Consider the following 23,387-nt stretch of genomic DNA (forward strand, 5'->3'; position numbering starts at 1 on the left):
CCGCGCCTGGCCTGTCAGCCACCGACGCGGGCAAGGCCGCTGCGCGCGGCGTCGTCGCGCGGCCGAAGCGCGACCGCCTTGGTGTAGGACGCTGCAGCCTTGGCCTTGTCACCCAGCCGCTCGTAGGCCTGCCCCCTCGTCGTCCAGACCTGGGCATTGTGCGGATCAGCCTCGGACGCCTCATCGAGGTCGGCTGCCGCCTCCTTGACCTTGCCGAGCGCGAGATAGCTGACGGCGCGGCCGAGCAGCGGCTCGGCCTTTTGCGGGTTGAGCCCGCTCGCCGCGCCGAAATCGGCGATCGCGAAATCGTGCTCGTTGTTGCCCTGGTAGATCAGGGCGCGGCCATAGAGCGCCTGCGCGTTATAGGGATCGAGCGCGACCGCCCGATTGAACTCGTCGAGTGCGGCAGCCGTCTCTCCGGACTTCGCCAGAGCCTGGCCTTTCGCGGTGTGGGCCTGAGCCTCGCTGACATTGCCGGCACTGACGGCGCTGTCGGTGGCTGCCGCCTTGGGCGCCTCCTGCGGCTTGTCCTTCTCAGGCATCAGCGATCCCAGATCGAAGGAGCAGCCGGACAGTATGATTCCCACTAAAGCCAGCATGAGCGGCTGCCGCCATACGTGGCGCGACCGCGCCAACAGGCGCTCGGGGAAAGGGGAAGCCATCTACGGTTCGCTCGCGCTGGTGCCGCATCTGTAGTGCCCCGTCCCAGGAAAGGCACCGCTACAAACTAATAACGCGGGCCCGGGGCCCGCGTCATCGAAAACTCAGTCGTGCAGATCAGGAAAATCAGCGCGGTCCGCGACCGGCGCCCGGACCACCACGGCCGCCAGCACCGCGGTCGCCACCGGGACCTGCGCCGAACACCGGCTTCGGCTTCATCGGCAACAGGCCTTCGCGCTGCAGCTTCTTGCGGGCGAGCTTGCGCGCGCGGCGCACGGCTTCAGCCTTTTCGCGGGCCTTCTTCTCGGAGGGCTTTTCGTAATGGCCGCGGAGCTTCATCTCGCGGAAAATACCCTCGCGCTGCATCTTCTTCTTCAGCGCCTTGAGGGCTTGATCAACATTGTTATCGCGAACGAGAACCTGCACGCGGCATCCTCTTCAGTGGATCGGATTTGAATTCTGGTAAGTCAAAGGGGGTGGCAAAACGCCCGGCCCTTAACCTTGAGCGCGCGGATGTATCAGACAAAAGGTGAGATGTCCACCTGCGAACCAGCATTTCGGGCCAAGTTCGGCCACTAAATGAGGCGAAAGTGCCCTTGTGCGGCCCCGATTTGGGAGATTTGGCGCCAAGGACGGGGCGGCAGCCGGAGCTTTGCTCCGGAAATCTTGGAAATCAGGGGAAACGCCACATGGACATGAAAAAATACGCCGCCGAGGCTATCGGCACCTTCTGGCTCACATTCGCAGGTTGCGGGAGTGCAGTGATCGCAGCCGGCTTTCCGCAGGTCGGAATCGGCCTGGTCGGCGTCTCTCTGGCATTCGGACTGAGCGTGGTCACCATGGCCTATGCCATCGGCCACATCTCCGGCTGCCACCTCAACCCGGCCGTCACGGTCGGCCTGGCTGCCGGCGGACGTTTTCCGGCCGGGCAGATCCTTCCTTACGTGATTGCACAGGTGGCGGGCGCAATCGTGGCCGCCGCGCTTCTCTATGTGATCGCGAGCGGCGCTGCCGGATTCGACGTCGGCAAGGGCTTCGCCTCCAACGGCTATGATGCGCACTCGCCCGGTCATTACAGCATGGTCGTATGTTTCATCACCGAGGTGGTGATGACCATGATGTTTCTGTTCATCATCATGGGAGCCACCCACGGCCGCGCGCCCGCGGGCTTCGCGCCGCTCGCGATCGGGCTTGCGCTGGTGATGATCCATCTCGTCAGCATTCCCGTCACCAACACGTCGGTGAACCCGGCGCGCAGCACAGGGCCTGCTCTGTTCGTCGGCGGTTGGGCGATGGCACAGCTCTGGCTGTTCTGGGTCGCTCCACTGATCGGCGGCGCGCTGGGCGGTGTGATCTATCGCTGGCTGAGCGAGGAGCCGACGGGCGTCGTCGCAGGCGTGAAGACGGCGTGATCGCAGGCACGCGCCGCGATCCCGTCACTTGCCTCGTGCCGGTCGAACCTCGGTGACGTGGCCCATCTTGCGGCCGGGGCGCGGCGCGCCCTTGCCGTAGAGGTGGACGGTCGCGCCCGGGACGGTCAGCCACTTCTCGTAATCGCTGATCTCGTCGCCGATCAGATTGGTCATGGTGACGACCTCACCGTGGCGCACCGGCTTGCCGAGCGGCCAGCCGGCAATGGCACGGATGTGCTGCTCGAACTGTGAGACCGAAGCGCCGTCGAGCGTCCAGTGACCGGAATTGTGCACGCGCGGGGCGATCTCGTTGACCAGCACTTTTGGCCCGGTGCCGTTGGCGAGCACGAACATCTCGACCGCGAGAACACCGACATAGTCGAGCGCGCTCGCGATCCTGCTGGCGATGCCGCGTGCCTCATCCGCGAGCGAATCCGGAATCGGCGCCGGCGCGCGGGACACTTTGAGGATGTGATCGCGGTGCTCGTTCTCGGTCACGTCGAAGCATTCGACCTGGCCCGCGGCCGAGCGCGCGGCGATCACGGAAATCTCGCGCTCGAACGGCACGAAGGCCTCCAGGATCGCCTGCTTGGTGCCGAGGCTGGTCCACACCTTGGCGATGTCGTCGCCCTCGCGGATGATGGCCTGGCCCTTGCCGTCGTAGCCGAAGCGGCGGGTCTTCAGCACCGCCGGCAGCCCGATCCTGACGATGGCCTCACGCAGCGAAGTGACCGAGGTGACGTCGGCATAGGGCGCCGTGCCGATCCCGAGCCGCGTCACGAAATCCTTCTCGGCAAGCCGGTCCTGTGTGGTCTCGAGGATCTTGCGGTTCGGCAGCACGGGGCGGCGCGCGTCCAGCACCATTGCGGCGGCGGCCGGCACGTTCTCGAATTCATAAGTGATGACGTCGACGTCGCTGGCGAACAACTCCAGCGCTTCGACATCGGCATATTCGGCGCAAGTCGCGTTCAGCACAACGTCGAAGGCCGGGGAATCGGGATCGGGAGAGAACACTTGGCAGCGCAGGCCCAGCCGCGCCGCGGCCATGGCCAGCATCCGGCCGAGTTGTCCGCCGCCGAGGATTCCGATGGTGTCGCCGGGCTTCAGCTTCACCCGATTGGTGTCAGTCACGCCTTGTCCTCCGGTCGCTCGGCAACCGCCTCGGTCTGCGCCTTGCGCCAGGCGGCCAGGCGGTTCGACAGCGCCGGATCGGACAATGCCAGCACGGCGGCCGCGAGCAGCGCCGCATTGATCGCGCCCGCCTTGCCGATCGCCAGGGTGCCGACCGGGATGCCCGCCGGCATCTGGACGATCGAGTAGAGCGAGTCGAGCCCCTTGAGGGTCCTGGATTCGACGGGGACGCCGAAGACGGGGAGTTCCGTTAGCGCCGCCGCCATGCCGGGCAAATGGGCTGCGCCACCGGCGCCGGCGATGATGACCTTGAAGCCTGCGGCCTTGGCGCCCTTGGCGAAGGCGAACAGCCGATCCGGGGTTCGATGCGCGGAGACGATGTGGCTCTCGCAGGCAACGCCGAGCGCTGCGAGCGTGTCGGCGGCATGCCGCATTGTCTCCCAGTCCGACTGGCTTCCCATGATGATGGCGATCGGCGCGGTCATGACGTCAATTGTGCTCGGGAATACAGAAACATAGGCCAGATTATCGGTTCCGGCCGGCGGCTCGCAAGGCGGTGGCAAGGAGAAGGGAATGCACTATCCTGTCTTGGTGAATCCCCGCAAGCCTTCATTGAGCAGGATGCCCATGAAGAAACCAAAAAGGGCTATCGCTGCGAAGGCCAAAAAGGGCCGAAAGACCAGCGGGAGCCGGTTCAAGACCGCGGCCAAGCGTCCGGCCGGGCTGGCGCGGCGTCGCGTGCCGGCCGGCGACGGCGCCAAGGCGACGATCCGCAGCCTGCGGACCAAGCTCAAGGAGGCCCTGCAGCGGGTGGCGGAACTCGAGGCGGTGGCCGATACGGACTTCCTGCTCGAAATTCCCAATCGGCGCGGCTTCGAGCGCGAGCTCCAGCGCGCCATCGCCTACATGAAGCGCTACCGCGCCAGCGGCGCGCTGATTGTGCTCGATGTCGACCGGCTGAAGCCGATCAACGACTCCTTCGGCCACGCCGCGGGTGACGAGGTCCTCAAGGTGATCGCCGCCACACTGACGCGCCAGGTGCGCGCGTCCGATGCGGTCGGCCGTCTCGGTGGCGACGAATTTGCGCTGCTGCTGTGGAATCTCAGCGAAACCGACGCCAAGGCAAAGGCCGCGACCTTTGAGCAGGCGATCGACGAGCTGTCGTTCGTCTTCCGCGGCCAGCGTGTGAACGCGGGCGCGTCCGCCGGCGTGGCGCTGCTCGGGCCGCAGTCCGATGCCGGCCGTGTGCTGGAAGAGGCCGACGCCGCGATGTATGTACGCAAGGCGCATCGGCGGCACGAGCCAACGTCACCACGAGCCGCGGATCGGGCTGGTCAGCACCTGATCTAAAGGGCGCCGAGGTCTTCCGGCACGCTGCCGAATTTCCGCAGCAGCTTGGGGTCGCCGAACTCGCCGGTCATGGGATCGCCGCTGCGGCTGAACGCGATCGCGCCGATGTGGCCTGCGCTGCGCGCCAGGATTTCGGCGCGCCGCAGGGCGGCCGCCGAATTCTGGCATTCCTCCGCGGTGCCTGCGACCGGCGATCCGCTGGCATCGATCAGGAAGGGCATTGCAACGTAGTAGGTGATATCCGACATGGCGTTGCTCCGGATGGTGGCATCAGGCGGCGCTGCTCTTGCTCCGCATCTCGCCGCGCGAGGTCTCGGGGATGCAGCCGGCCGAAATCGCCGCCTGCAATTCCTCGAGCTCCGCCTCCAGATATTCGTTGGCCATGATCAGCGCCTTGATGGTGCTGCGCAGGTTGCCGTCGCACATCGCGATCGCCTGATCGCAGGCTTGTTCATAGTGACTGTTGTCGAAAAGGGGTGCTGGCATTGGGTGTTTTCCTGGGGCGGTTGGCTCCCAAATGTTCTCTTTTTGTTCCAAGTGAGTCAAGCGGAATCCCGCGCTGCGCGCCAGATGTTCGCAGACCAATTGGTTCGGAGACATGGCCGGCGCTTTTGAAGGCGAGCCGCCACGAAAGGCGCGTCGCGATCAGGCGATAATGTCGGGCGTGATCTGGTCTTCGATGAACGCGATCCGGTCGCGTAACAACAGCTTGCGCTTCTTGAGGCGCTGCAACCGCAATAGGTCGGGGGCGGGCGATTGATGCAGCGCATCGATCGCCGCATCGAGATCTCGGTGTTCCTGCTGCAACCGGGCGAGCTCGGCTTCGAGCTCGCGCTCATTTTCATTGGTCATGATCTGCGGTGGCCGAAAAACCCGATGAGCGCTAAGACAAGGCTGTGGACGTCCTGTGGAAATTATCGTCCTTGCGCGGCGTGATCGCAAGCGATCTCGGTCGTCACGCACCGTTCTCTTGCAACATGGTGCAGTAGATCGCTGCGGCACTGGACGAGCGCATTGATATCACGGGTTTTTCCGGGGCGGTTCCGTACTCACGCTTCATTACATATGAATTTTCAAAAATGACGGTGCGACAACGGATAATCATCGACAGAAGGAATCGCTGATGTACACTTCGCCGTCCGGATCGAATCCTAAGGTTCAACCCTACCGAGGAGGTTTCGAATGACAATTCAGGCACATCTGGTTGAATTGGAGCGGAAACACAAACTTCTCGAAAACGAATTGCACGAAGCACTCGTGCACCTTTCAACAGACGACCTGCAAATTGTTGAGTTGAAGCGCCGGAAGCTGATGGTCAAGGACCAGATCGAGCGGTTGAAGCACAACTCGGACGACACGCTTCACTAGTCATCCCCGTACACAGCGTAGAGTTGACCGTATCCCTTCATGCAGGGATGAGCGCGGTTGCGCTCGTCCCTGCGGTGAGGACCACCGCGCAATCATCATTGCGCGCGATTTAGATTCCTGCGAGTGCGGCGACGTGATCCGCGATCGCAAGCGATGACGTCAATCCCGGCGATTCGATGCCGAACAGATTGATCAGGCCCTCGACGCCATGATCGCGCGGGCCCTGCATCAGGAAATCCTGCGTGGCGACCGCCGGCGGCACGATCTTCGGACGGATGCCTGAATAGCTCGGCATCAACGCGCCGTCAGGCAGCGTCGGCCAGTATTCGCGAATGGCCGGATAGAAGCGCTCGGCGCGCGACGGGTCGACCGCGTAGTCGACCGTCTCGATCCATTCGACGTCCGGACCGAACCGCGCCTGGCCTGCCATGTCCAGCGTCAGATGCACGCCGAGTCCGCCTGGCTCGGGCACCGGATAGATCAGGTGCGAGAACGGCGCCCTGGCGCTGCAGCTAAAGTAATTTCCCTTGGCGAGATAGGCCGGCGGAATCCGTTCCAGCGGCATTCCGTCAATGTGGCGCGCAACTGTGGTCGCCGCGAGGCCGGCGGCGTTGACGAGCAAGGCGCATTGCAGCGTCATCGGAGCGTCGCCGCCGGCATCGATCTCGATGACACCGCCCGAGGCCTTGGCCCGGATCAGCGGCGTGTGAAACGCAAAGGCCGCGCCGGCCGCCTCGGCCTCGCCCCGCAGCGAGAGCATGTAGGCGTGGCTGTCGATGATGCCCGTCGAAGGCGAGAGCAGCGCGGCATCGCAAGCGAGCGCCGGCTCAAGTGCGCGGGCGGCCTCGCCCGCGAGCAACTGCATGTCGAGGACGCCGTTGGCTTCGGCGTGGGCCTTGATCGATTGCAGCTTCTCGGTCTCTTTCGGAGTGGTCGCAACGATCAGCTTGCCGCAGTTTTTGTGCGGGATGCCGCGCTCGGCGCAGTAACGGTAGAGCGCGTGCTTGCCGCTGACGCACATGCGGGCCATCCAGCTCCCGGCGCGGTAGTAGATGCCGGCATGGATAACCTCGCTGTTGCGCGAGGACGTGACGGTGCCGATGGCCTCCGCTTCCTCGAGCACGATCACCTCGCGCCCGGCCTGGGCGAGCCGTCGGGCGACCGCGAGCCCGACGACGCCCGCTCCGATGACGACGCAGTCGACCCTATCCATGGAAGTGCAGAGCTTTTGCTGGAAACGCCGATGGCGCGAGGGCCTGTTTGCCTGGAAAACGGGCCACAAGGCCGCCTTCCGTTAAGGAAGCATTTATCATGTCAGGGCAATTGCCGTATTTCACGTCACATTTTTCTGTCGCGCGTACAGGCGTTTACCCGATCCAAACCCGTGAAGCCAGACAATCCGCAGTGGAAATCGCGGGTGGCTGATGGCTGACAAGAACTGGCACGCGGGCAGCACGATACTGATTCCTGTGCAGGCCGCGGTGTGCCTGGCCTGCGCGGCTGCGCCTGCACGCGCTTTTGCACTGTCCGACCAATTCGCTCCGCCGAGCTATATCGGCAGGCTCGATCCCAGTGTGGTCTGGGAGGCCCTGATCGGGGGCATTGCCGTCTGCACCTTCCTGGCCGCGATCGCACTATGGATCCATTCGGCGTTGCGCCGGGCCAAGCGGTCGCAGTTGCGCCGTAACGCGTTCGTCTCCTCCGCCATGAACAATCTCAACCAGGGCGTGGTGATGACGGATGCGCAGCAGCGCATCATGTTCTGCAACGACCGCTACCTCGATATCTACGGCCTATCGCGCTCGGACCTCTGGGCCAACATGACCGGGAACGACATTCTCAAGCTGCGGCGCGACCGCGGGGTCCTCGGTGTTTCCGACGACGAGTTCTATGAGAATGCGTCCAGCCCGAACGGCCTGATCACCGAATTGCCGGACGGGCGCGCCATCCTCGTGAAGTACTTCGTGCTTCCGAACGGCGGCTCGGTGGCTACGCATCTCGACGTCAGCGAGCAGCGCAAGCTGTCGCGGCAACTCGCGTCCACCAAGCAGTTCCTGGAAACAGTGCTGGACAACGTGCCCGCCTGCGTGGCCGCGAAGAACATCGAGGACGGCCGCTACATCTTCGCGAACAGCGCCTATGAGCGGTTCTGGGGCTTCTCGCGGGACCAGGTCGTCGGCAAGAATGCGAGCGAGCTGTTCGCGCCCGCCTCGGCGGCCACCATCGAGGCCACCGACCGGGCGGCGCTCGAAGCGAGCGACGGACAGTTCCGCAACCAGTTCGAGGTCGAGCGCGGTGCGGCGCGGCGCATGGTGGCCTCGATCCGGATCGTGGTCCGCAACGAGAGCAATCAGCCGGAATTCCTGCTGGTGGTGTTCGAGGATATCACCGACCGGCGCTCGCTGTCGCAGGAGCTGGAGAGCGCCAAGAAATTCCTCGACCTCGTGGTCGACAACATCCCGGTGGCGCTGATCGTGGAGCAGGTCAAGGACGGGCGCTACCTGCTTGCCAATCGCAGCGCGGAAACGATCCTCAACCGCAAGCGCGAGGAAGCCACGGGTCTGACCGCCGCCGACATTTTCAACGCCAAAGAGGCGAAGCTGATCATCGCGCGCGACGAGGCGGCGATCAAGAAGCGCGGGATGATCACCGAGGAGCATCCGATCTCCACCAAGGACGGCCTGCGGCTGTTCCTGACCCGCCGCGCCACCGTGCTCAATGATTCCGGCGAGCCGCAATATCTGATCAAGACCCACGAGGACGTCACCGACCGCCGCCAGACCGAGTCGCGGATGGCGCATATGGCCTATCACGACGGCCTCACCGACCTGCCGAACCGCGCCGCGTTCCTTCAGGCGCTGACCCAGATGATCGAGGCCTGTGAGGGCACTGGCGAGGAGTTCGCCGTGCTTTGCATCGACCTCGACGGGCTGAAAGAGGTCAACGACGTCTTTGGCCATGCTGTCGGCGACAAGCTCCTGGTCGAGGTGGCCCAGCGGCTCCAGGATGCCGCGCGCGGCGGCGTGGTGGCGCGCCTGTCCGGCGACGAGTTCGGCCTGATCATCGACGGCAAGCAGCCGGACACCGGGCTTGCGCTGGCCCGGCAGCTCGGCGACGCCTTGGCCCAGGAATTCCACATCGACGGCCGCGCGGTCCGCGCCGGTGTCACCACCGGCATGTCGATCTTCCCGCACAATGGCGCGGACGGCGCCTCGCTGCTCGCCAACGCCGGCGCGGCGCTATTCCGTGCCAAGCAGAAGTCGCGCGGCTCGATCAGCCTCTACCAGCCCGAGATGGACCAGCAGATCCGCGACCGCCGCGTGCTGCACCAGGACCTGTCGAAGGCGATCAAGAACGGAGAACTGTCGCTGGCGTTCCAGCCGCAGGGCATTGCGGGCAACAGCGTCGCCGAGACCGAGATCATCGGGTTCGAGGCGCTGGCGCGATGGCAGCATCCGATGCGAGGTCAGGTCTCGCCGGCGGAGTTCATCCCGATCGCGGAGGAAAGCGGCCTGATCGTCGAGATGGGCGAATGGATCCTGCGCGAGGTCTGCCGCGAGGCGGCGTCATGGCCGAAGCCGCTCCAGGTCGCGGTCAACCTGTCGCCGGCGCAGTTCATGCACGGCGACGTGGTTGGGCTCGTCCATTCCATTCTGCTTGAGACGGGCCTTGCGCCCGGTCGGCTGGAGCTCGAAATCACCGAGGGTGTTCTGATCGAGGATTTCGACCGGGGCCTTGCGCTGCTACGTCGGCTGAAGGCGCTCGGCGTACGCATCTCCATGGACGATTTCGGCAGCGGCTACTCCTCGCTGAGCTATCTCCAGGCGTTCCCGTTCGACAAGATCAAGATCGACCGCGCCTTCGTCATCAACCTCGGACGTAACCCGCAATCGGCGGCGATCGTCCGCGCCGTGATCGATCTCGGCCACGGCCTGGAAATGTCGATCATCGCCGAAGGCGTCGAGACCGTCGAACAACTCGCATTCCTCGCCAGGGAGGGATGCGACGGCGTGCAGGGCTATCTGCTCGGCAAGCCCAAGCCGATCGAGCAGTATGCCGGCCTGATCGGACGTGCCGAGACAATGGAGCTTGCACTCAAGACCGGCTAGTGGTGGGCGGACGCTTGCTTCGCTCCCTCTCGACGGTTTCATGGCGGATTACGACCTCGCGATCATCGGCGGCGGCCTCAACGGTGTCAGTATCGCGCGCGATGCTGCCGGCCGCGGCCTGCGCGTCATCCTGTTCGAGCAGGGCGATCTGGGCGGCGCCGCATCGTCGGCGACGCCGCGTCTGATCCATGGCGATCTGTCGGTGCTGGAACGTCGGGGCTTCTGGCGCGTGCGCCGGGCGCTCGCCGAACGCAGGATCTGGCTGTCCATTGCGCCGCATCTGGTCCGGCCGATGCGCTTCGTGATCCCCGCGCATTCCGACGAGCGGCCGCCCTGGCTGCTGCGCGCCGGCCTGTTCCTCTATGACAGCCTTGCCGATCGCAGTGGCCTGCCGCGATCGACGACCCTCGACATTACCCACCATCCGGTCGGCAACGCGCTGAAGCGTCCGTTCGGCACCGCCTTCGATTATTCGGACTGCGTGGTCGATGATTCCAGGCTGGTGGTGCTCACGGCACTGGACGCAGCCGAGCGCGGCGCTGCGATCCGGACCGGGGTGCGCTGCGTGCGCGCTGATAGAACCGACGTCTGGCGGCTCGCAGTGGTCGATCGCGGCAACCGCCGGGTGATCACGGCGCGCGCGCTCGCCAATGCCTCCGGCGGCTGGACGCCGCTCGTTGCGGAGACCGTGCTGCGCCAGCCGTCGCCCCCCATGGCGGCGATGCAGATGAGTCAGATTGTCGTGCCGCGGCTGTTCGAGTCCGACAACGTCTATGTGTTTCAGAACAGCGACGGGCGGCTGATCTTCGCGAGCCCCTTCGAACGCGAGTTCACGCTGATCGGCACGGTCACGCACGCCTTCACGGGCGATCCTGCAATCGTGGCGATACGAGGCGCCGACGTCACCTATCTGTGCGAGGCGGTAAGCCGCTATTTTCGCGAGCGGGTCACGCCGACCGACGTGGTGCGAACCATCTCCGGCGTCAACCTGACGCTGGCCTCCGTGCGCGGGCGCGACGGGACGACGCTGTTCCACGCGCGCCGCCGCAAGGCGCCGTTGATCACGTTGTTCGGCGGCGACGTCACAACCTCGCGGCTGCGCGCCGAGCGGGCCGTGACGAAGCTGACGCCGTTCTATCCGATGTCGCCACGTTGGACGGCCGGCGCCGCGCTCCCGGGCGGAGACTTTGCCTGGCACCGCTTCGACACCGAGGTCGACATTGCGCGCGACCGCTGGCGGTTTCTTGCCGAGCCAGAGGCGCAGCGGCTGGTCGCGGCCTATGGCACGCGATTGCCGGCGGTGCTTGGCGAAGCCAAGAGCCGCGACGAACTCGGCCTCGCCTTTGGTCCCGAACTGACGGCTGCGGAGGTGCGCTATCTGATGAGCCACGAATGGGCGCGCTTCCCCGACGACATCCTGTGGCGTCGCTCCAAGCTCGGCCTGACCATGCCTCCGGCCGATCGCGACGCGCTCGCCGCGTTTATGGCCAACGCCATGTGACATTTCGAACCGGTTGAGCAAAGGCCGATCCGCCGCTAGCGTGCGGCGGCATCGGGGTTGGCGAGGAACATGTCTGAAGAAGTGCCTGGAACAGAAGTCGTGGCGGTCGCGGCCAGCGGAGAGGTGCAGCCGGCGGCCGGCCGGCCATTGCTGCGCATCGAGGGCGTCGCCAAGACGTTCGGCACGTTCCGAGCCGTGGATGGCGTGTCGCTCGACATCAAGGCCGGCGAATTTTTCGCCCTGCTTGGTCCCAGCGGCTGCGGCAAGACCACGCTGCTGCGCATGCTCGCCGGCTTCGAGGCGCCGGACGAGGGACGCATCCTCCTCGGTGACAAGGACATCGCGCAGGCGCTGCCGCACGAGCGCCCGATCAACATGATGTTCCAGAACTACGCGCTGTTTCCGCATCTTTCCGTGCGCGACAACATCGCCTTCGGCCTGAAGCGCGCCGGCATGGCGCGCGCCGACATCGCCGCCCGCGTGGCGGAGATGGTCGCGCTGGTGAAGCTCGAAGGGATGGAGGCGCGCAAGCCCGACCAGCTCTCCGGCGGCCAACGCCAGCGCGTGGCGCTGGCGCGCGCGTTGGCACGCCGACCGCAGCTTCTGCTGCTCGACGAGCCGCTCGCCGCGCTCGACAAGAAGCTGCGCGAGAGTACGCAAGGCGAATTGATGGAGCTCCAGCGCCGGCTCGGCATGACCTTCATCATCGTCACCCACGACCAGGAGGAGGCGATGACGATGGCGAGCCGGATCGGCGTGATGAATGCCGGCCGGCTCGATCAGGTTGCAGGCCCGCGCGAGCTCTACGAGACTCCGCGCTCCCGCTGGATCGCGGAGTTCGTCGGCGACATCAACCTGTTCGGCGGCGAGCTCAAACTGCGCGATGGTCATCGTCTGGTCATTGCCACCGACGACGCCGGCACGCTGGTGACGGCCGAGCCGCGCGAGCCGATCGATGGCACCAGATTGTCGGTGGCGATCCGCCCCGAAAAGGTCAAGCTGTCGCGCCGCGCCCCGGTGGGCGAGGCATCGGCAATCAACCAGCTCGACGGCGTGATCGCTGACATCTGCTATCTCGGCGGCTCTACCACCTACAAGGTGAAGCTCGACGGCGGCGGCATGGTGCGGTCCTCGGTGACCAACTCAGCGCGTCTCGACGTCGATGCCTATAGCCTCAACCAGCACGTCGTTGCCTGGTTCAGCCCCGATGACTGCATGGTGCTCGACCGATGAGCGCGCGCCGCATCTTCGCCCGGCCGGCGCGGTTTGCCGCGATCGCGCCCTATGTCTGGATGGCGCTGTTCTTCCTGGTCCCGTTCGGCTTCGTGCTGAAGATCAGCCTGTCGCAGACGGCGATCGCGCAGCCGCCTTACGAGCCCGTGTTCGACCTCACCGCGGGCTGGACGGCAATCAAGACCGCGTTCGCCGCGCTGTCGATCGATAATTTCAAGCTGCTCGTCTCCGACGAGATCTATGTGTTCGCCTATGTGCGCAGCCTCACCGTTGCTGCCACCGCGACCGCGCTCCTGCTCCTGATCGGCTATCCCGTCGCCTACGGCATGGCACGGCTGCCGCGGCGTTGGCAGGCGGTGGCGATGGTGCTGGTGATTGTGCCGTTCTGGACCTCGTTCCTGATCCGCATCTACGCCTGGATCAACATCTTGCAGCATGACGGCCTGCTCAATCAGATCCTGCTGGCGCTGCATCTGGTCAGTGAGCCCGTGGTGTGGCTTTCCACCGACAGCGCGATGTATCTCGGCATCGTCTATTCCTACTTGCCGTTCATGATCCTGCCGCTCTATGCCACGCTCGCCAAGATGGAGGCGGCGCTGGAGGAGGCCGCCGCCGATCTCGGCGCCCCGCCGCTAAAAGTGTTCTGGCTCGTCACCTTTCCGCTGTCGCTGCCCGGCGTCGGCGCCGGTGTACTCCTGTGCTTCATCCCGATCGTCGGCGAGTTCGTCATTCCGGATCTTCTGGCCGGCTCCAACTCGCTGATGATCGGCCAGACACTGTGGCTCGAGTTCTTCACCAACAAGGACTGGCCGGTCGCTTCCGCCGCGGCCATCGTGCTTCTGATCGTGCTGCTGGCGCCGCTGTTGCTGTACGAGCGGCTGCAGCGGCGGCAGTTGGAGGAGCGGTGAGATGCGCAAGCCCTCCCGTCTTTCCCGCTTCAACATCGCCTCGCTCGCGCTGGGATTGGCGTTCCTTTACTTGCCGATCCTCATCCTCGTCATCTATTCCTTCAACGCCTCGCGGCTGGTGACGGTGTGGGGCGGCTGGTCGCTGCGCTGGTACCGCGAGTTCTTCAACGACCGCGCCATGATCGAGGCGGCGTGGATGAGCCTGCGCGTCGCGGTCGGTTCGGCGACGATTGCCACGCTACTCGGAACGCTCGCCGCGGTGGCGCTATCGCGCGGTGAGCGCTTTCGCGGCCGCACCCTGTTCTCCGGCATGCTCTATGCACCGCTGGTGATGCCGGAGGTGATCACCGGACTGTCGCTGTTGCTGCTGTTCGTGGCGCTCAACGCCGAGCGCGGCTTCTGGACGGTGACGATCGCCCACACCACGCTGACGATGTGCTTCGTCGCGGTGGTGGTGCAGTCCCGCCTTGGTTCGCTCGATCGCTCTCTGGAGGAGGCAGCGATGGATCTCGGCTGCGATCCGGTGCGCGCCTTCGTGTCCGTCACCCTGCCGCTGATCGCGCCCGCGATCGTCGCGGGCTGGATGCTGGCCTTCACGCTGTCGCTCGACGACCTCGTGATCGCGAGCTTCACCACCGGTCCCGGCTCGGCAACGCTGCCGATCCGGATCTATTCGGAGGTGCGGCTTGGCGTGAAGCCCGAGATCAACGCTATCTGCACGCTGGTGATCGGCGTAATCGCGGTGGTCATCGTCATCGCCTCGCTCGCCTCGAAATTGTCGAGCTCGCAAGGCGAGAGCGCGGCGCCGCTCTAAGTGGTCATTCCGGGGACGCGCCAAGGGGCGCGCCCCGGAATGACGTTGCGAATGCCCTACGACTTCACCGCGCCCGCCGTCAGCCCGCCAACCATGTAGCGGCGGAAGGCGTAGTAGATCGCGGCTGGAGGCAGCGCGTAGATGAAGCCGGTGGTCATCAACAGCTCCCAGGGCGAGTCGTCGGCGGCGAGGAAGTTGCCGAGCGCGACGGGGAGCGTGATCTCGCGGTCGTTCGACAGCAGCAGGAACGCGTAGAGATATTCGTTCCAGGCGAGCAGCACCGCGTAGGTGCCGATCGCGACCAGCGAGGGCATCATCAGCGGCAGGTAGACCAGGCGGAAGATCTGCAGCGTGGTGGCACCGTCCATCACCGCGGCTTCATCGAGCTCGACCGGGAGCTTGTCGGAGGCCTGCTTGAGCACCCAGATCGCGTAGGGCGAGGCAATCGTCACCATCGCCAGGATCAGCGACCAGTGATTGTTGAGCAGGCCGTAATTGCCCATGGTGCGGTACATCGGCACGGCGAGGAACGCCGCCGGGATGAAGTAAGTGAAGAGCGCCAGGTTCATCACCACGCGCCCGCCGGGCACGCGCAGCCGCGAGATCGAGAACGCCGCGGCGGTGGCGATGAACAGCGTCAGCACGCCGACGGCTGCCGCGATCAGCGTCGAATTCCAGAACTGCACATAGAAGTCGCGCAGGAAATAGTGCTGCTGGTTGAACACGATCGAGAAGTTGTGCAGCGTCGGATGATCCGGCCACAGCTTGCCCGAGAACGCGTCCTCCTTCGGTGAGATCGCGAACAGGAACATGTGGTAGATCGGGATCATCGTCCAAAGGAAGACGGGAATGCCGATCAGCAATAGCCGCGCTTCGGTCGCGACTTCGCGTAAGGTAGGGAGCTTCATCGCGACAACCGTTTCATCATGAAGTACACGAGCGGCAGCACGAACGGCATCGCGCAGACGATGGAGGCCATCGCCAGCGAGAGCTGATCGAGCCGGAGATAGCGGATGCCGAGCGTTGACAGCACGTGGGTCAGGTCGGCCGGCCCGCCGCCGGTGAGCAGGTAGACGCTGTTGAAATCGCCGAGCGTCCAGATCATCGAGAGCAGCGTGCAGGTGACGTAGAGTGTCTGCATCGACGGCCAGGTGATGTAGCGGAATTTCTGCCACCAGCTCGCACCGTCGACCTCGGCGGCCTCGAACAGGTCATGCGAGATCGCAAGGCGGCCGGTGATCAGGATCAGCGTCCAGAACGGCAGCGACTTCCAGATGTGGACGGCGATCGCCATAGTCAGCGCCACCGTCGGATCGTTCAGCCAGTTCGGGCCGTCGTCACCGGTGAGGGTGAAGATGAAATGGTTGACCATGCCCCACTCGGGATTGAGCATGAAGCGAACCGACAGGATGGTCGGGATCGACGGCACCGCCCAGGGCAGGATGAAGATCACCGAGAGCCATTTGATCCAGGTGCGCTGCTGGGCGAAGAAGCCGGACAGGAACAGCGCGATCAGCATCTTGATGTTGATGCCGATGACAAGGAAGATCAGCGTGTTGACCGCGGCGCGCGCGAAGATCGGGTCGTTGTAGAGCGCGACATAGTTTTCCGGCGCGCGTGCCAGCCACAGCCCGTAGCCGACGGGATAGACGACAAAGGCGAGGAAGACGAGCAGATAGGGCGCGAGCAGCACGATGCCCCAGACCTGCGCCGGGGTCAGCCGCGACGACAAGGGCGCTGAAGGTATCGTTTGATCGCCAGAGAGCGTGATCGCCATTCTTTCGAACTCTTTAGAACGGACTGCCGGCCGCACTAGGCGGCCGGTGATGGTCTTGCACCTCTCCCCGCGAGAGGCAAGGAGAGGTGAGGATGATTTAGCCTGCCACCTGCTTGATGCGGGCGATCAGTTCGTCGACGGCCTTGTCGACCGGCACCTTCTCGCTCACCACCCGATTCATCGCCTTGGCCCAGACGTTCTCGTTGTTCAGGATCGTGAACTTCCAGTTCTTGGTGAAGTCGAACGGCGCGGTGCCGCCCATGAACTGGTTATAGACCGCCTTGCGGTGCTTGTCGGCCTGCCAGAACGGGCTTGCCTGGCTTTCCTTCGTCACCGGGAACCAGCGGCCGAGCGCGCCCTCGATGTAGGGACGGACGTTCTCTTCCTGGAGCAGGAAGCTGAGGAACTGCTTCGCCTCGGCCTTGTTCTTGGCCGCGGTGAAGATCAGGCCCGTTTTGACGTCCGAGCGGTACTTGATCGTCGATCCATCCGGCGCCTTCGGGAAGGACGCGGTGATGATGTCCTGCTCATAGGCCTTCTTGCCGGCTTCGCGCTGCTCGGGCGTGAGCGCCTGATTCTGGGAGTCCTCGTACCACTTCGCCGCGATCGAGATCGTGAAGTTGTGCGTCATCACGATCGTCTTGTTGTGGAAGGCGACGTTGTTGTCCGGATCCTTCCAGGTCGTTGAGGAGGGCGGAGTGCAGCCCTTGATGTAGGTGTCGGTGTAGTCCTTCAGCGCCTTGATCAGGCCGTCGCGGACCTTGGGATCGTCGACCAGCAGCTTGCCGTCGTCGTCGACCAGCTTGACATGGTAGGCGTCCATGAAGGTGTAGAACGACTGGAAGGCATCGGTCGATTCCACGCCCATCGGCTGGCCGACGCCGTAGATGCGCTGGCTGGTCGCCTTGCGGATGGCGGGCTGCACCTTGTCGCACCAGAACGACCAGTAGCCGGTCCAGTCGGTCGGGATGTCACTCTGCTTGAAGCCGGCCTTCTCCAGCATGTCGCCCCAGATCTGGACGTGCATGCTCTGCTGCTTCAGCGGGAAGCCGTAATAGGCCTTCTTCTTGGTGACGTCGTTGTAGAGGATCGACGCTTCCAGCGTGTTCGGCGCGAACCTGTCCTTGATCGGCTCCATGACATCGGACAGATCCTCGAGCTTGCCCTCGTAGGCCCACTTGCCCTGCGCCTGCACGTCATAAGAGTCGGAATAGGCGATATCCGGCACGGTGCCGGCATCGAGCGCGGCCACCGTCTTCGGAATCATGTCCTGAATCGCGTACTGCGACAATTCGACCTTGATGCCGGTCTTCGCTTCAAACTTCTTGATGGCCTCGATCAGCGCGTCGTCTTCAGATCGATAGAAACCCTTGCCCCACCAAACGGTGATCGTCTTCTGCTGCGCAAAGGCGGGTGCGGTGGCGGCAAACAGCCCGACCGCAGCGACCGCGAGTGAAAATGCGCCAATAACCCTGGATCTCACGTTTTTCTCCCTCAAACGACCGGCCTTTTAACCGGTTAGCTAAAACACTAGCGCATGGGCATTAGCCGATCTAGCGGCTTCTTGTCCAACCTAGGTCTGGGGTGAAGGGCTGTGGAGATGCGTCAGCCGCGCATCGATCCAAACGCCGCATCAATTCGCCCGGATCATTTCGCGTTGATCAGATCGCGACAGGTCGATCGGCATTTTCAGTTCGATTTGGTTTCAGTTCGACTTGGCGCCGGCCTTGCCGTTGTCCGCCGTGGGCGAGCCCTCCGGTGCCGGGTGCTTTCCGCCGGTGATGCGCTCGATTGCGGAGCGAACGGCGTCGCCGGTCTTGCGCTCCTTCAGCATGTCGAGCAGGGGAGCCGACGCCGGCGAGCGGCGGATCAGGCTCTCCGGGTCGGGGAAGATCAGGGGATCGTCCCAGGGGCCCTGCACCACGAAGGGCAGCTCAAAGCCGGAGGAGGTGTTGAGGCTCGCCACACCCTTCATGTCGTACTCGCGCGTCGGGACCGAGGCTGTACCGGCCAGCGTGATCTTGGCCGAAGGTCCTTCGACGCGGATGTCCTCGGCGGTGGCGATCCCGTCGGCGAACTTCACCGCGATGGTGAGATTGTTATAAGGCGTCGAGCCGTTGCGGAAATTGCCGCCGCCAGACAGCGGCCGCCGCTCCAGCCGCTTCAGGAGCTGCTCGGCATTGAAGCCCGAGATCGCGCCGTCGTGCCCGACCACGGTGGCAGTGCCGTCGAGCGACTGGGCGAGACCGAACGGGCTCGAACCGGAGGCGACGAGCGACACGTTGATGTTGCCGCGGCCGGACAGCTTGTTGATGCCGAACAGCTCGGAGGTGCAGGCCTGAAGGTCGACATCGGTGAACTGGAATTGCGCCTTGACGTCGGCGACGGTGTCGGATCGTGCAATCCCAAACGAGCCTCTGGCGATGCCGCCATAGACCTGCGCTTCGCCGACCGAGAGCGCCAGCGTGCCGTTGCGCAGGTTCGCGCCGATCGCGGTACGGCCGAGCTTCGACGGTCCGACCGTCAACCGCGCGGCCGACAGGCGCATGTCGAGATCGGTGCTCGACAGGCCGTTGAGATCGAAGAGCTGCCTGTTCCAGTCGCGCGCGCCACTCGCCAGCAGGCGGAAGGTCGAGATGTAGGGCGTGAAGTCGAGTGCGTCGGCGGCCAGCGTCGCCTGGAGCGTCTGCCGGCCATTATTGGCGTAGGTCATCACGCCCTCGGCGACGTTACCGTCGAGTTCGACATTGACGTTGGTGAGCGCGATCGAGGCGCCCACGACATTGGCCCGCGCTTTCAGCGCGAAGCGGCCGAAGCCGCCGCTGCCGGGCTGCGGCTGGCCGGTCCAGCGCAGCGCGTTGCGCAAGGACGGGCTGTCGATGGTGAGGGTGCCCTCCATCATCGGGCTGGTGCGGTTGGCGACGCTGCCGTCGAAGGCGAGCTTGAGCGGGGCGCTGGCGATGCGCGCCTTCAACCCCGAGCGATCGCCGGAGAGCGCCGCGACGAAATCGGCGAAGCTGATCGAGCCGTCGACGCGCTCGCCGCGCCAGTCGAACTGACCGGTGGCGGCAAAGGACCGCGAGATCGACGGCCAGGCCAGCGACAGGTCGATGTCCTCGAGCTTCTCGGTGGCGTGGGTCGCAACGTCCTCGTAATTGAGCACGCCGTCCTGGATCCTGATCTCGGAGAACGAGACCTGGTTGTCGGCGCCGGGTTTCATCGTGCGCGCAATGGTCTGGATGAAGGGCGTCCAGTTGCTCTCGCCGTCCGGCTTGAGGCTGACATGGATATGCGGCCGCAGCAGCATCAGGTCGGCGATCTCGAACCGTTGCAGCAGCAGGGGCAGCAGCCGCAAATTGGCGGTGAGCACGTCGACATGAAGTGCGGGATCGCTGGTGCCGCCGCCCTTGAGGCCGACGTCGTGGAAGGAAATGTAGCTTGCCGGCAGGATCGAGATATCGATCGCACCTGCGACAGTGAGCTCGAGCCCGGTGACGTCGCGGATCTGTGCCTCAACCGCCCTGCGCAGCGTGTCGCGGTTGATGAGCCATGAGGTCGCGATCAGGGCGATCAGCGCGACGCCGAGCAGCGCCGCGATCGGCGTCCCGAGGCGCTTCATTCCTTGGGCCATGGTCAATGGCATATCCTGATCGGGTTGGTCGTTGGAGCCGGAAAGGTGCGCCGGGTAACCTGCGCGCCCACGCCCAACCCCCGCAACTTGATGGGTTTTCTTGTCGCTTTCAAGGCCGCGGACTGGTTATGCCCACGGCGTGGGCAGCTTCTATCACCCACCGGCGGGGCGGAGAACCCCGTATGATTGACGGCCTCGGACCATTTCGCCTAATAATCGCCGCGAATGAAGGGCGCGCGACGCCTCCAAGCCGAAGGTTTCCTGCATGAACAAGGTCTATCCCGACGCGAAGTCGGCCCTCGACGGCATTCTGAAAGACGGCATGATGATCATGTCCGGCGGCTTCGGTCTCTGCGGCATCGCCGAGGAGCTGTCGGACGCGATCCGCGAGTCCGGCGTCAAGGGCCTCACAGTGGTCTCCAACAATGCCGGCGTCGACGGGATCGGGCTCAGCCGCCTGCTGGAGACCCGGCAGATCAAGAAGATGATCTCGTCCTATGTCGGCGAGAACAAGCTGTTCGCCCAGCAATTCCTCGCCGGCGAGCTGGAACTCGAATTCAATCCGCAGGGCACGCTCGCCGAGCGCATTCGCGCGGGCGGTGCGGGCATCCCGGCGTTCTACACCAAGACCGGCGTCGGCACGCTGATCGCCGAAGGCAAGGAAGTGAAGGAGTTCGACGGCGAGAAGTATCTGATGGAGCGCGGCCTGTTCGCCGACCTCGCAATCGTGCACGCCTGGAAGGGCGATACCGCCGGCAACCTCATCTACCGCAAGACCGCGCGCAACTTTAACCCGATGATGGCGACCGCCGCGAAGATCACGGTGGCCGAGGTCGAGCATCTGGTTCCGGCCGGCGAGCTCAATCCCGACCACATCCACACGCCCGGCATTTTCGTGAAGCGCATCGTCGAGGTCGGCACCGCCAAGAAGCGCATCGAATTCCGCAACACCCGCCCGCGCCCGGCAGCTTAAGATCAGGAGAACGACATGGCCTGGACCCGTGAACAGATGGCCGCGCGCGCCGCGAAGGAATTGCGTGACGGCTATTACGTCAATCTCGGCATCGGCATTCCGACGCTGGTCTCGAACTACATCCCGGATGGGATGGATGTCAGCCTCCAGAGCGAGAACGGCATGCTCGGCATGGGTCCGTTCCCGTATGAGGACGAGGTCGATGCGGACCTCATCAACGCCGGCAAGCAGACCGTGAGCGAGCTGCCCTCGACCGCCTATTTCTCCAGCGCGGACTCCTTCGGCATGATCCGCGGCGGCCACATGGATCTCTCCATCCTCGGCGCCATGCAGGTGGCCCAGAACGGCGACCTCGCCAACTGGATGATCCCCGGCAAGATGGTGAAAGGCATGGGCGGCGCGATGGACCTCGTCGCCGGCGTCAAGCGCGTCGTCGTGGTGATGGAGCATTCCGCCAAGGACGGTCCGAAGCTCCTGAAGAAGTGCAACCTGCCGCTGACCGGCGAGCGCGTCGTCGACATGGTCGTCACCGATCTTGCCGTCTTCACCATCGACAAGCACGGCGACGGCGGCATGGCCCTGATCGAGCTCGCCGATGGCGTTTCGCTCGACGAGGTCAAGGCCAAGACCGAGGCGGAATTCCGCGTCGCGCTGAAGAATATGTAAGGCAACCGGTCATGGGGCGCGTATGACGATACGGTCTGCGCGTCCCGACGACGCCGATTTCATCGCAAGAACCATCCTGTCGGCGCAGCGCGGCTATCGGCCGCGCGGCTGGTTCGACGTCGCGCTCGGGTGGCCCGAAGCGCAGTGCCTCGATTTCATGGCACGCATCGCAGTCGCGCGTGCGGTGTCGATCTGGCACGTCTCACAATTCCTCATCGCTGAAGTCGACGGCAAGCCGGCCGCCGCGCTGTGCGCGCTGCCTGCGGCCGGCACGGGACCTGCGGCCTGGCGCGCGATCGAGGAGGTTGCCGCCGCGACCGGGCTCGCCGCGTCCGAGCTCGAAGCCATCCGACAGCGCGGCGCCTATGTTCGGGGTTGCTGGGTGCAGGGCGGCGAGGGCGACTGGATGATCGAGTACGTCGCGACCGATCCCGCTTATCGCGGCCGCGGCCTGGTGCAGGCGCTGATTGCGCGTGCACTGGACACCGGCAGAGCGGCTGGCTTTGCGCGGGCAACCATTTCGTTCCTTATCGGCAACGACGCGGCCGAGCGATGCTACAGCAAGGCCGGATTTGTCTCCGCGGAAGAGAGGCGTGATCCCGCCTTCGAGGCTTTGATCGGTGCACCGGGCTTTCGAATGTTCGCGCGCGGTCTCCACATTTGACACTGTCATGCCCCGGCTTGACCGGGGCATCCAGCACGCCGCGGCTTATCCGTATTCGTCGCCGCCTCTGCAATACTGGATCGCCCGCTTTCGCGGGCGATGACACCGAGAGCGGGGCATGCACGTCCCCCGATCTCGTCATTGCGAGCGCAGCGAAGCAATCCAGGTTGTCTCCGCGGAAAGATTCTGGATTGCTTCGCTGCGCTCGCAATGACGGAGTGTGAGGCGCCTGTGTCACTCCTCCAACTCACGCTTCAACGCGCGGACACGTTACGACCGCGCCGTCCACACCTTGCCGAGCCGCGCCGACACGCCCGCGATCCACGACCTCTCCTCGCGCACCAGGCGGAAGCCGAGATTGGCCGGCGGCACGCCTTGGGCGCAGCCGCCGGCACGGGCGTCGCGGATGAAGTCGGTGACGTAGGCGCGGTGGGCGCCTTCGACGACGCGCACGCCGCAGTTCACGGTCTCTCGCGCGGGCTTGCCGCTCTCGTCGACCCGCGAGCGCACGAAGCATGTCGAGGTCCACTCCCAGACATTGCCGGAAAGATCGGCGAGGCCGTGCTCATTGACGCCGAAGCGGCCGAACGGATAGGCCGTCGTGTCGGAAAGGTCACGATCGGACTCGCGCTCATAGCGGCTGATCCAGCGTTTTGACGGATCGCTCGCATCGACGGGCAGGCCGTCGTCCCTGAACCTGCTGCCCGCCGCATAGGCCCACTCCTCGTCGCTCGGCAGCCGCCACGTCGTGCCGGTCCTGCGCGACAGCCAGGCGGCATAGGCTTGCGCATCGTGCCAGCTCACCTGCACTGCGGGGCGATCGGGCGCGACCAGGACGCCGCGGTCGAGCGCACGGCACGCGCCGTCCCGCACGCAGAGCTGGTAGTCGGCGGATGACACCTGCTGTCGCATGATCGCGAGCGGCTTTGCAAAGCGGACGTCGCGCAGCGGCGCTTCCGCCTGCCGGCCGCCGCGCGTGAAATCACCGGCGGCGCGATAGGAGAGGTGGCCCCGTGCGATCTCGACGATCGCGGGCGCCGTGAACCCGCCTGGTGTGGCGACCTCCGTGACCAAGGGCGCGACGGCCACGGGCGCGACGAGTCCGGCGGCGCAGGCGAGCATCAGTTTCAGCTTGAATGCGAGCAGCATGGTGGTCCCCCGAAAGAAGAAAGGGCCGGCGAGCCGGCCCC

Annotated in this window: 24 protein-coding genes; 11 read left to right on the forward strand and 13 right to left on the reverse strand. The window is 64.8% G+C overall.

The genetic code is table 11. The features are described 5' to 3' along the window. Positions 1-14 precede the first annotated feature (14 nt). Together MTR72_RS30445 and rpsU are read right to left on the reverse strand one after the other, a co-directional pair. Entirely contained in the window at positions 15-662 is a 648-nt protein-coding gene (locus MTR72_RS30445) for a tetratricopeptide repeat protein (RefSeq protein ID WP_341511659.1), read from the reverse strand. 124 nt (positions 663-786) lie between these two features. Beyond that, positions 787-1,086: a 30S ribosomal protein S21 gene (rpsU, locus tag MTR72_RS30450; RefSeq protein ID WP_279372941.1), complete on the reverse strand. Its 300-nt coding sequence runs from the start codon at positions 1,084-1,086 to the stop codon at positions 787-789. Positions 1,087-1,349: 263 nt separating this feature from the next. On the opposite strand from rpsU, the gene aqpZ reads away from it, so the two are divergent. Next, entirely contained in the window at positions 1,350-2,072 is a 723-nt protein-coding gene (gene aqpZ / locus MTR72_RS30455; RefSeq protein ID WP_280966667.1) for an aquaporin Z, read from the forward strand. A 24-nt stretch (positions 2,073-2,096) separates the two neighbouring features. Here the strand turns inward: aqpZ and MTR72_RS30460 are convergent, their stop codons facing one another. Both MTR72_RS30460 and purE read right to left on the reverse strand, forming a co-directional pair. Continuing rightward, a complete protein-coding gene (locus MTR72_RS30460) occupies positions 2,097-3,203 on the reverse strand; it encodes a 5-(carboxyamino)imidazole ribonucleotide synthase (protein ID WP_280966666.1) in 1,107 nt (368 codons plus the stop codon). Beyond that, positions 3,200-3,688: a 5-(carboxyamino)imidazole ribonucleotide mutase gene (purE, locus tag MTR72_RS30465; protein WP_280966665.1), complete on the reverse strand. Its 489-nt coding sequence runs from the start codon at positions 3,686-3,688 to the stop codon at positions 3,200-3,202. The genes MTR72_RS30460 and purE overlap by 4 nt, the downstream gene beginning before the upstream one ends. A gap of 142 nt (positions 3,689-3,830) precedes the next feature. Between purE and MTR72_RS30470 the strand changes: the two genes are divergently transcribed. Beyond that, on the forward strand, positions 3,831-4,553 hold the full coding sequence (locus tag MTR72_RS30470) for a GGDEF domain-containing protein (RefSeq protein ID WP_341511660.1): 723 nt from the start codon (positions 3,831-3,833) through the stop codon (positions 4,551-4,553). Here the strand turns inward: MTR72_RS30470 and MTR72_RS30475 are convergent. From MTR72_RS30475 to MTR72_RS30485, 3 genes are all read right to left on the reverse strand, one after another. Then, on the reverse strand, positions 4,550-4,801 hold the full coding sequence (locus MTR72_RS30475; RefSeq protein ID WP_280966663.1) for a hypothetical protein: 252 nt from the start codon (positions 4,799-4,801) through the stop codon (positions 4,550-4,552). The genes MTR72_RS30470 and MTR72_RS30475 overlap by 4 nt on opposite strands. 22 nt (positions 4,802-4,823) lie before the next feature. Further along, positions 4,824-5,039, reverse strand: a complete 216-nt coding sequence (locus tag MTR72_RS30480; RefSeq protein WP_280966662.1) for a hypothetical protein — start codon at positions 5,037-5,039, stop codon at positions 4,824-4,826. Positions 5,040-5,198: 159 nt separating this feature from the next. Further along, positions 5,199-5,405, reverse strand: a complete 207-nt coding sequence (locus MTR72_RS30485) for a YdcH family protein (RefSeq protein WP_280966661.1) — start codon at positions 5,403-5,405, stop codon at positions 5,199-5,201. Between the two features lie 330 nt (positions 5,406-5,735). On the opposite strand from MTR72_RS30485, the gene MTR72_RS30490 reads away from it, so the two are divergent. Next, positions 5,736-5,921 (forward strand): YdcH family protein, encoded by a 186-nt coding sequence (locus MTR72_RS30490; RefSeq protein WP_063701369.1) that lies wholly within the window; start codon positions 5,736-5,738, stop codon positions 5,919-5,921. Between the two features lie 109 nt (positions 5,922-6,030). Here MTR72_RS30490 and MTR72_RS30495 read toward each other — a convergent pair whose 3' ends face one another. Further along, the gene (locus MTR72_RS30495; protein ID WP_280966660.1) at positions 6,031-7,134 is read right to left on the reverse strand and encodes an NAD(P)/FAD-dependent oxidoreductase; all 1,104 of its coding nucleotides are present in this window, start codon (positions 7,132-7,134) and stop codon (positions 6,031-6,033) included. Between the two features lie 211 nt (positions 7,135-7,345). On the opposite strand from MTR72_RS30495, the gene MTR72_RS30500 reads away from it, so the two are divergent. The 5 genes from MTR72_RS30500 to MTR72_RS30520 all read left to right on the forward strand — a co-directional run bounded on the left by MTR72_RS30500 (position 7,346) and on the right by MTR72_RS30520 (position 14,486). Beyond that, positions 7,346-10,030: a sensor domain-containing protein gene (locus MTR72_RS30500; protein WP_280966659.1), complete on the forward strand. Its 2,685-nt coding sequence runs from the start codon at positions 7,346-7,348 to the stop codon at positions 10,028-10,030. A gap of 40 nt (positions 10,031-10,070) precedes the next feature. Continuing rightward, complete coding sequence (locus MTR72_RS30505; RefSeq protein ID WP_280966658.1) at positions 10,071-11,531, forward strand: glycerol-3-phosphate dehydrogenase; 1,461 nt, start codon at positions 10,071-10,073, stop codon at positions 11,529-11,531. Between the two features lie 69 nt (positions 11,532-11,600). Continuing rightward, positions 11,601-12,764, forward strand: a complete 1,164-nt coding sequence (locus MTR72_RS30510; RefSeq protein ID WP_280966657.1) for an ABC transporter ATP-binding protein — start codon at positions 11,601-11,603, stop codon at positions 12,762-12,764. Then, positions 12,761-13,672, forward strand: coding sequence for an ABC transporter permease (locus MTR72_RS30515; RefSeq protein WP_280966656.1), 912 nt, complete (start codon positions 12,761-12,763; stop codon positions 13,670-13,672). Before MTR72_RS30510 ends, MTR72_RS30515 begins: the two co-directional genes overlap by 4 nt. Before the next feature lies 1 nt (position 13,673). After that, the gene (locus MTR72_RS30520; RefSeq protein ID WP_280966655.1) at positions 13,674-14,486 is read left to right on the forward strand and encodes an ABC transporter permease; all 813 of its coding nucleotides are present in this window, start codon (positions 13,674-13,676) and stop codon (positions 14,484-14,486) included. Between the two features lie 56 nt (positions 14,487-14,542). Here the strand turns inward: MTR72_RS30520 and MTR72_RS30525 are convergent, their stop codons facing one another. The 4 genes from MTR72_RS30525 to MTR72_RS30540 form a co-directional block, all read right to left on the reverse strand. Then, entirely contained in the window at positions 14,543-15,394 is an 852-nt protein-coding gene (locus MTR72_RS30525; RefSeq protein WP_280966654.1) for a carbohydrate ABC transporter permease, read from the reverse strand. Then, positions 15,391-16,263 carry a carbohydrate ABC transporter permease gene (locus tag MTR72_RS30530; RefSeq protein ID WP_280966653.1) on the reverse strand — a complete coding sequence of 291 codons (873 nt, stop codon included), beginning with the start codon at positions 16,261-16,263 and terminating at the stop codon, positions 15,391-15,393. The genes MTR72_RS30525 and MTR72_RS30530 overlap by 4 nt, the downstream gene beginning before the upstream one ends. Positions 16,264-16,360: 97 nt before the next feature. Beyond that, positions 16,361-17,746, reverse strand: a complete 1,386-nt coding sequence (locus MTR72_RS30535; RefSeq protein WP_280966652.1) for an ABC transporter substrate-binding protein — start codon at positions 17,744-17,746, stop codon at positions 16,361-16,363. A 222-nt stretch (positions 17,747-17,968) separates the two neighbouring features. Then, positions 17,969-19,894 (reverse strand): AsmA family protein, encoded by a 1,926-nt coding sequence (locus tag MTR72_RS30540; RefSeq protein ID WP_280971125.1) that lies wholly within the window; start codon positions 19,892-19,894, stop codon positions 17,969-17,971. Between the two features lie 265 nt (positions 19,895-20,159). Between MTR72_RS30540 and MTR72_RS30545 the strand changes: the two genes are divergently transcribed. The 3 genes from MTR72_RS30545 to MTR72_RS30555 are packed head-to-tail and all read left to right on the forward strand — an operon-like array spanning position 20,160 to position 22,197. Beyond that, positions 20,160-20,867: a CoA transferase subunit A gene (locus MTR72_RS30545; RefSeq protein WP_279372925.1), complete on the forward strand. Its 708-nt coding sequence runs from the start codon at positions 20,160-20,162 to the stop codon at positions 20,865-20,867. 15 nt (positions 20,868-20,882) lie between these two features. Further along, the gene (locus MTR72_RS30550) at positions 20,883-21,533 is read left to right on the forward strand and encodes a 3-oxoacid CoA-transferase subunit B (RefSeq protein ID WP_280966651.1); all 651 of its coding nucleotides are present in this window, start codon (positions 20,883-20,885) and stop codon (positions 21,531-21,533) included. 22 nt (positions 21,534-21,555) lie between these two features. Further along, complete coding sequence (locus tag MTR72_RS30555) at positions 21,556-22,197, forward strand: GNAT family N-acetyltransferase (protein ID WP_280966650.1); 642 nt, start codon at positions 21,556-21,558, stop codon at positions 22,195-22,197. A gap of 270 nt (positions 22,198-22,467) precedes the next feature. Here MTR72_RS30555 and MTR72_RS30560 read toward each other — a convergent pair whose 3' ends face one another. Next, positions 22,468-23,346, reverse strand: a complete 879-nt coding sequence (locus MTR72_RS30560; RefSeq protein ID WP_341511661.1) for an SUMF1/EgtB/PvdO family nonheme iron enzyme — start codon at positions 23,344-23,346, stop codon at positions 22,468-22,470. Positions 23,347-23,387 lie beyond the last annotated feature (41 nt).

This window comes from Bradyrhizobium sp. ISRA442 (assembly GCF_038085055.1).
Taxonomy (GTDB): domain Bacteria; phylum Pseudomonadota; class Alphaproteobacteria; order Rhizobiales; family Xanthobacteraceae; genus Bradyrhizobium.

Excerpts from the sequence above, each read along its gene's own strand:
- MTR72_RS30445 (WP_341511659.1), bottom strand. The coding sequence starts at position 662 with ATGGCTTCCCCTTTCCCCGAGCGCCTGTTGGCGCGGTCGCGCCACGTA.
- aqpZ (WP_280966667.1), top strand. The coding sequence starts at position 1,350 with ATGGACATGAAAAAATACGCCGCCGAGGCTATCGGCACCTTCTGGCTC.
- purE (WP_280966665.1), bottom strand. The coding sequence starts at position 3,688 with ATGACCGCGCCGATCGCCATCATCATGGGAAGCCAGTCGGACTGGGAG.
- MTR72_RS30470 (WP_341511660.1), top strand. The coding sequence starts at position 3,831 with ATGAAGAAACCAAAAAGGGCTATCGCTGCGAAGGCCAAAAAGGGCCGA.
- MTR72_RS30475 (WP_280966663.1), bottom strand. The coding sequence starts at position 4,801 with ATGTCGGATATCACCTACTACGTTGCAATGCCCTTCCTGATCGATGCC.
- MTR72_RS30480 (WP_280966662.1), bottom strand. The coding sequence starts at position 5,039 with ATGCCAGCACCCCTTTTCGACAACAGTCACTATGAACAAGCCTGCGAT.
- MTR72_RS30485 (WP_280966661.1), bottom strand. The coding sequence starts at position 5,405 with ATGACCAATGAAAATGAGCGCGAGCTCGAAGCCGAGCTCGCCCGGTTG.
- MTR72_RS30490 (WP_063701369.1), top strand. The coding sequence starts at position 5,736 with ATGACAATTCAGGCACATCTGGTTGAATTGGAGCGGAAACACAAACTT.
- MTR72_RS30495 (WP_280966660.1), bottom strand. The coding sequence starts at position 7,134 with ATGGATAGGGTCGACTGCGTCGTCATCGGAGCGGGCGTCGTCGGGCTC.
- MTR72_RS30500 (WP_280966659.1), top strand. The coding sequence starts at position 7,346 with ATGGCTGACAAGAACTGGCACGCGGGCAGCACGATACTGATTCCTGTG.
- MTR72_RS30505 (WP_280966658.1), top strand. The coding sequence starts at position 10,071 with ATGGCGGATTACGACCTCGCGATCATCGGCGGCGGCCTCAACGGTGTC.
- MTR72_RS30510 (WP_280966657.1), top strand. The coding sequence starts at position 11,601 with ATGTCTGAAGAAGTGCCTGGAACAGAAGTCGTGGCGGTCGCGGCCAGC.
- MTR72_RS30515 (WP_280966656.1), top strand. The coding sequence starts at position 12,761 with ATGAGCGCGCGCCGCATCTTCGCCCGGCCGGCGCGGTTTGCCGCGATC.
- MTR72_RS30520 (WP_280966655.1), top strand. The coding sequence starts at position 13,674 with ATGCGCAAGCCCTCCCGTCTTTCCCGCTTCAACATCGCCTCGCTCGCG.
- MTR72_RS30525 (WP_280966654.1), bottom strand. The coding sequence starts at position 15,394 with ATGAAGCTCCCTACCTTACGCGAAGTCGCGACCGAAGCGCGGCTATTG.
- MTR72_RS30530 (WP_280966653.1), bottom strand. The coding sequence starts at position 16,263 with ATGGCGATCACGCTCTCTGGCGATCAAACGATACCTTCAGCGCCCTTG.
- MTR72_RS30540 (WP_280971125.1), bottom strand. The coding sequence starts at position 19,894 with ATGGCCCAAGGAATGAAGCGCCTCGGGACGCCGATCGCGGCGCTGCTC.
- MTR72_RS30545 (WP_279372925.1), top strand. The coding sequence starts at position 20,160 with ATGAACAAGGTCTATCCCGACGCGAAGTCGGCCCTCGACGGCATTCTG.
- MTR72_RS30550 (WP_280966651.1), top strand. The coding sequence starts at position 20,883 with ATGGCCTGGACCCGTGAACAGATGGCCGCGCGCGCCGCGAAGGAATTG.
- MTR72_RS30555 (WP_280966650.1), top strand. The coding sequence starts at position 21,556 with ATGACGATACGGTCTGCGCGTCCCGACGACGCCGATTTCATCGCAAGA.
- MTR72_RS30560 (WP_341511661.1), bottom strand. The coding sequence starts at position 23,346 with ATGCTGCTCGCATTCAAGCTGAAACTGATGCTCGCCTGCGCCGCCGGA.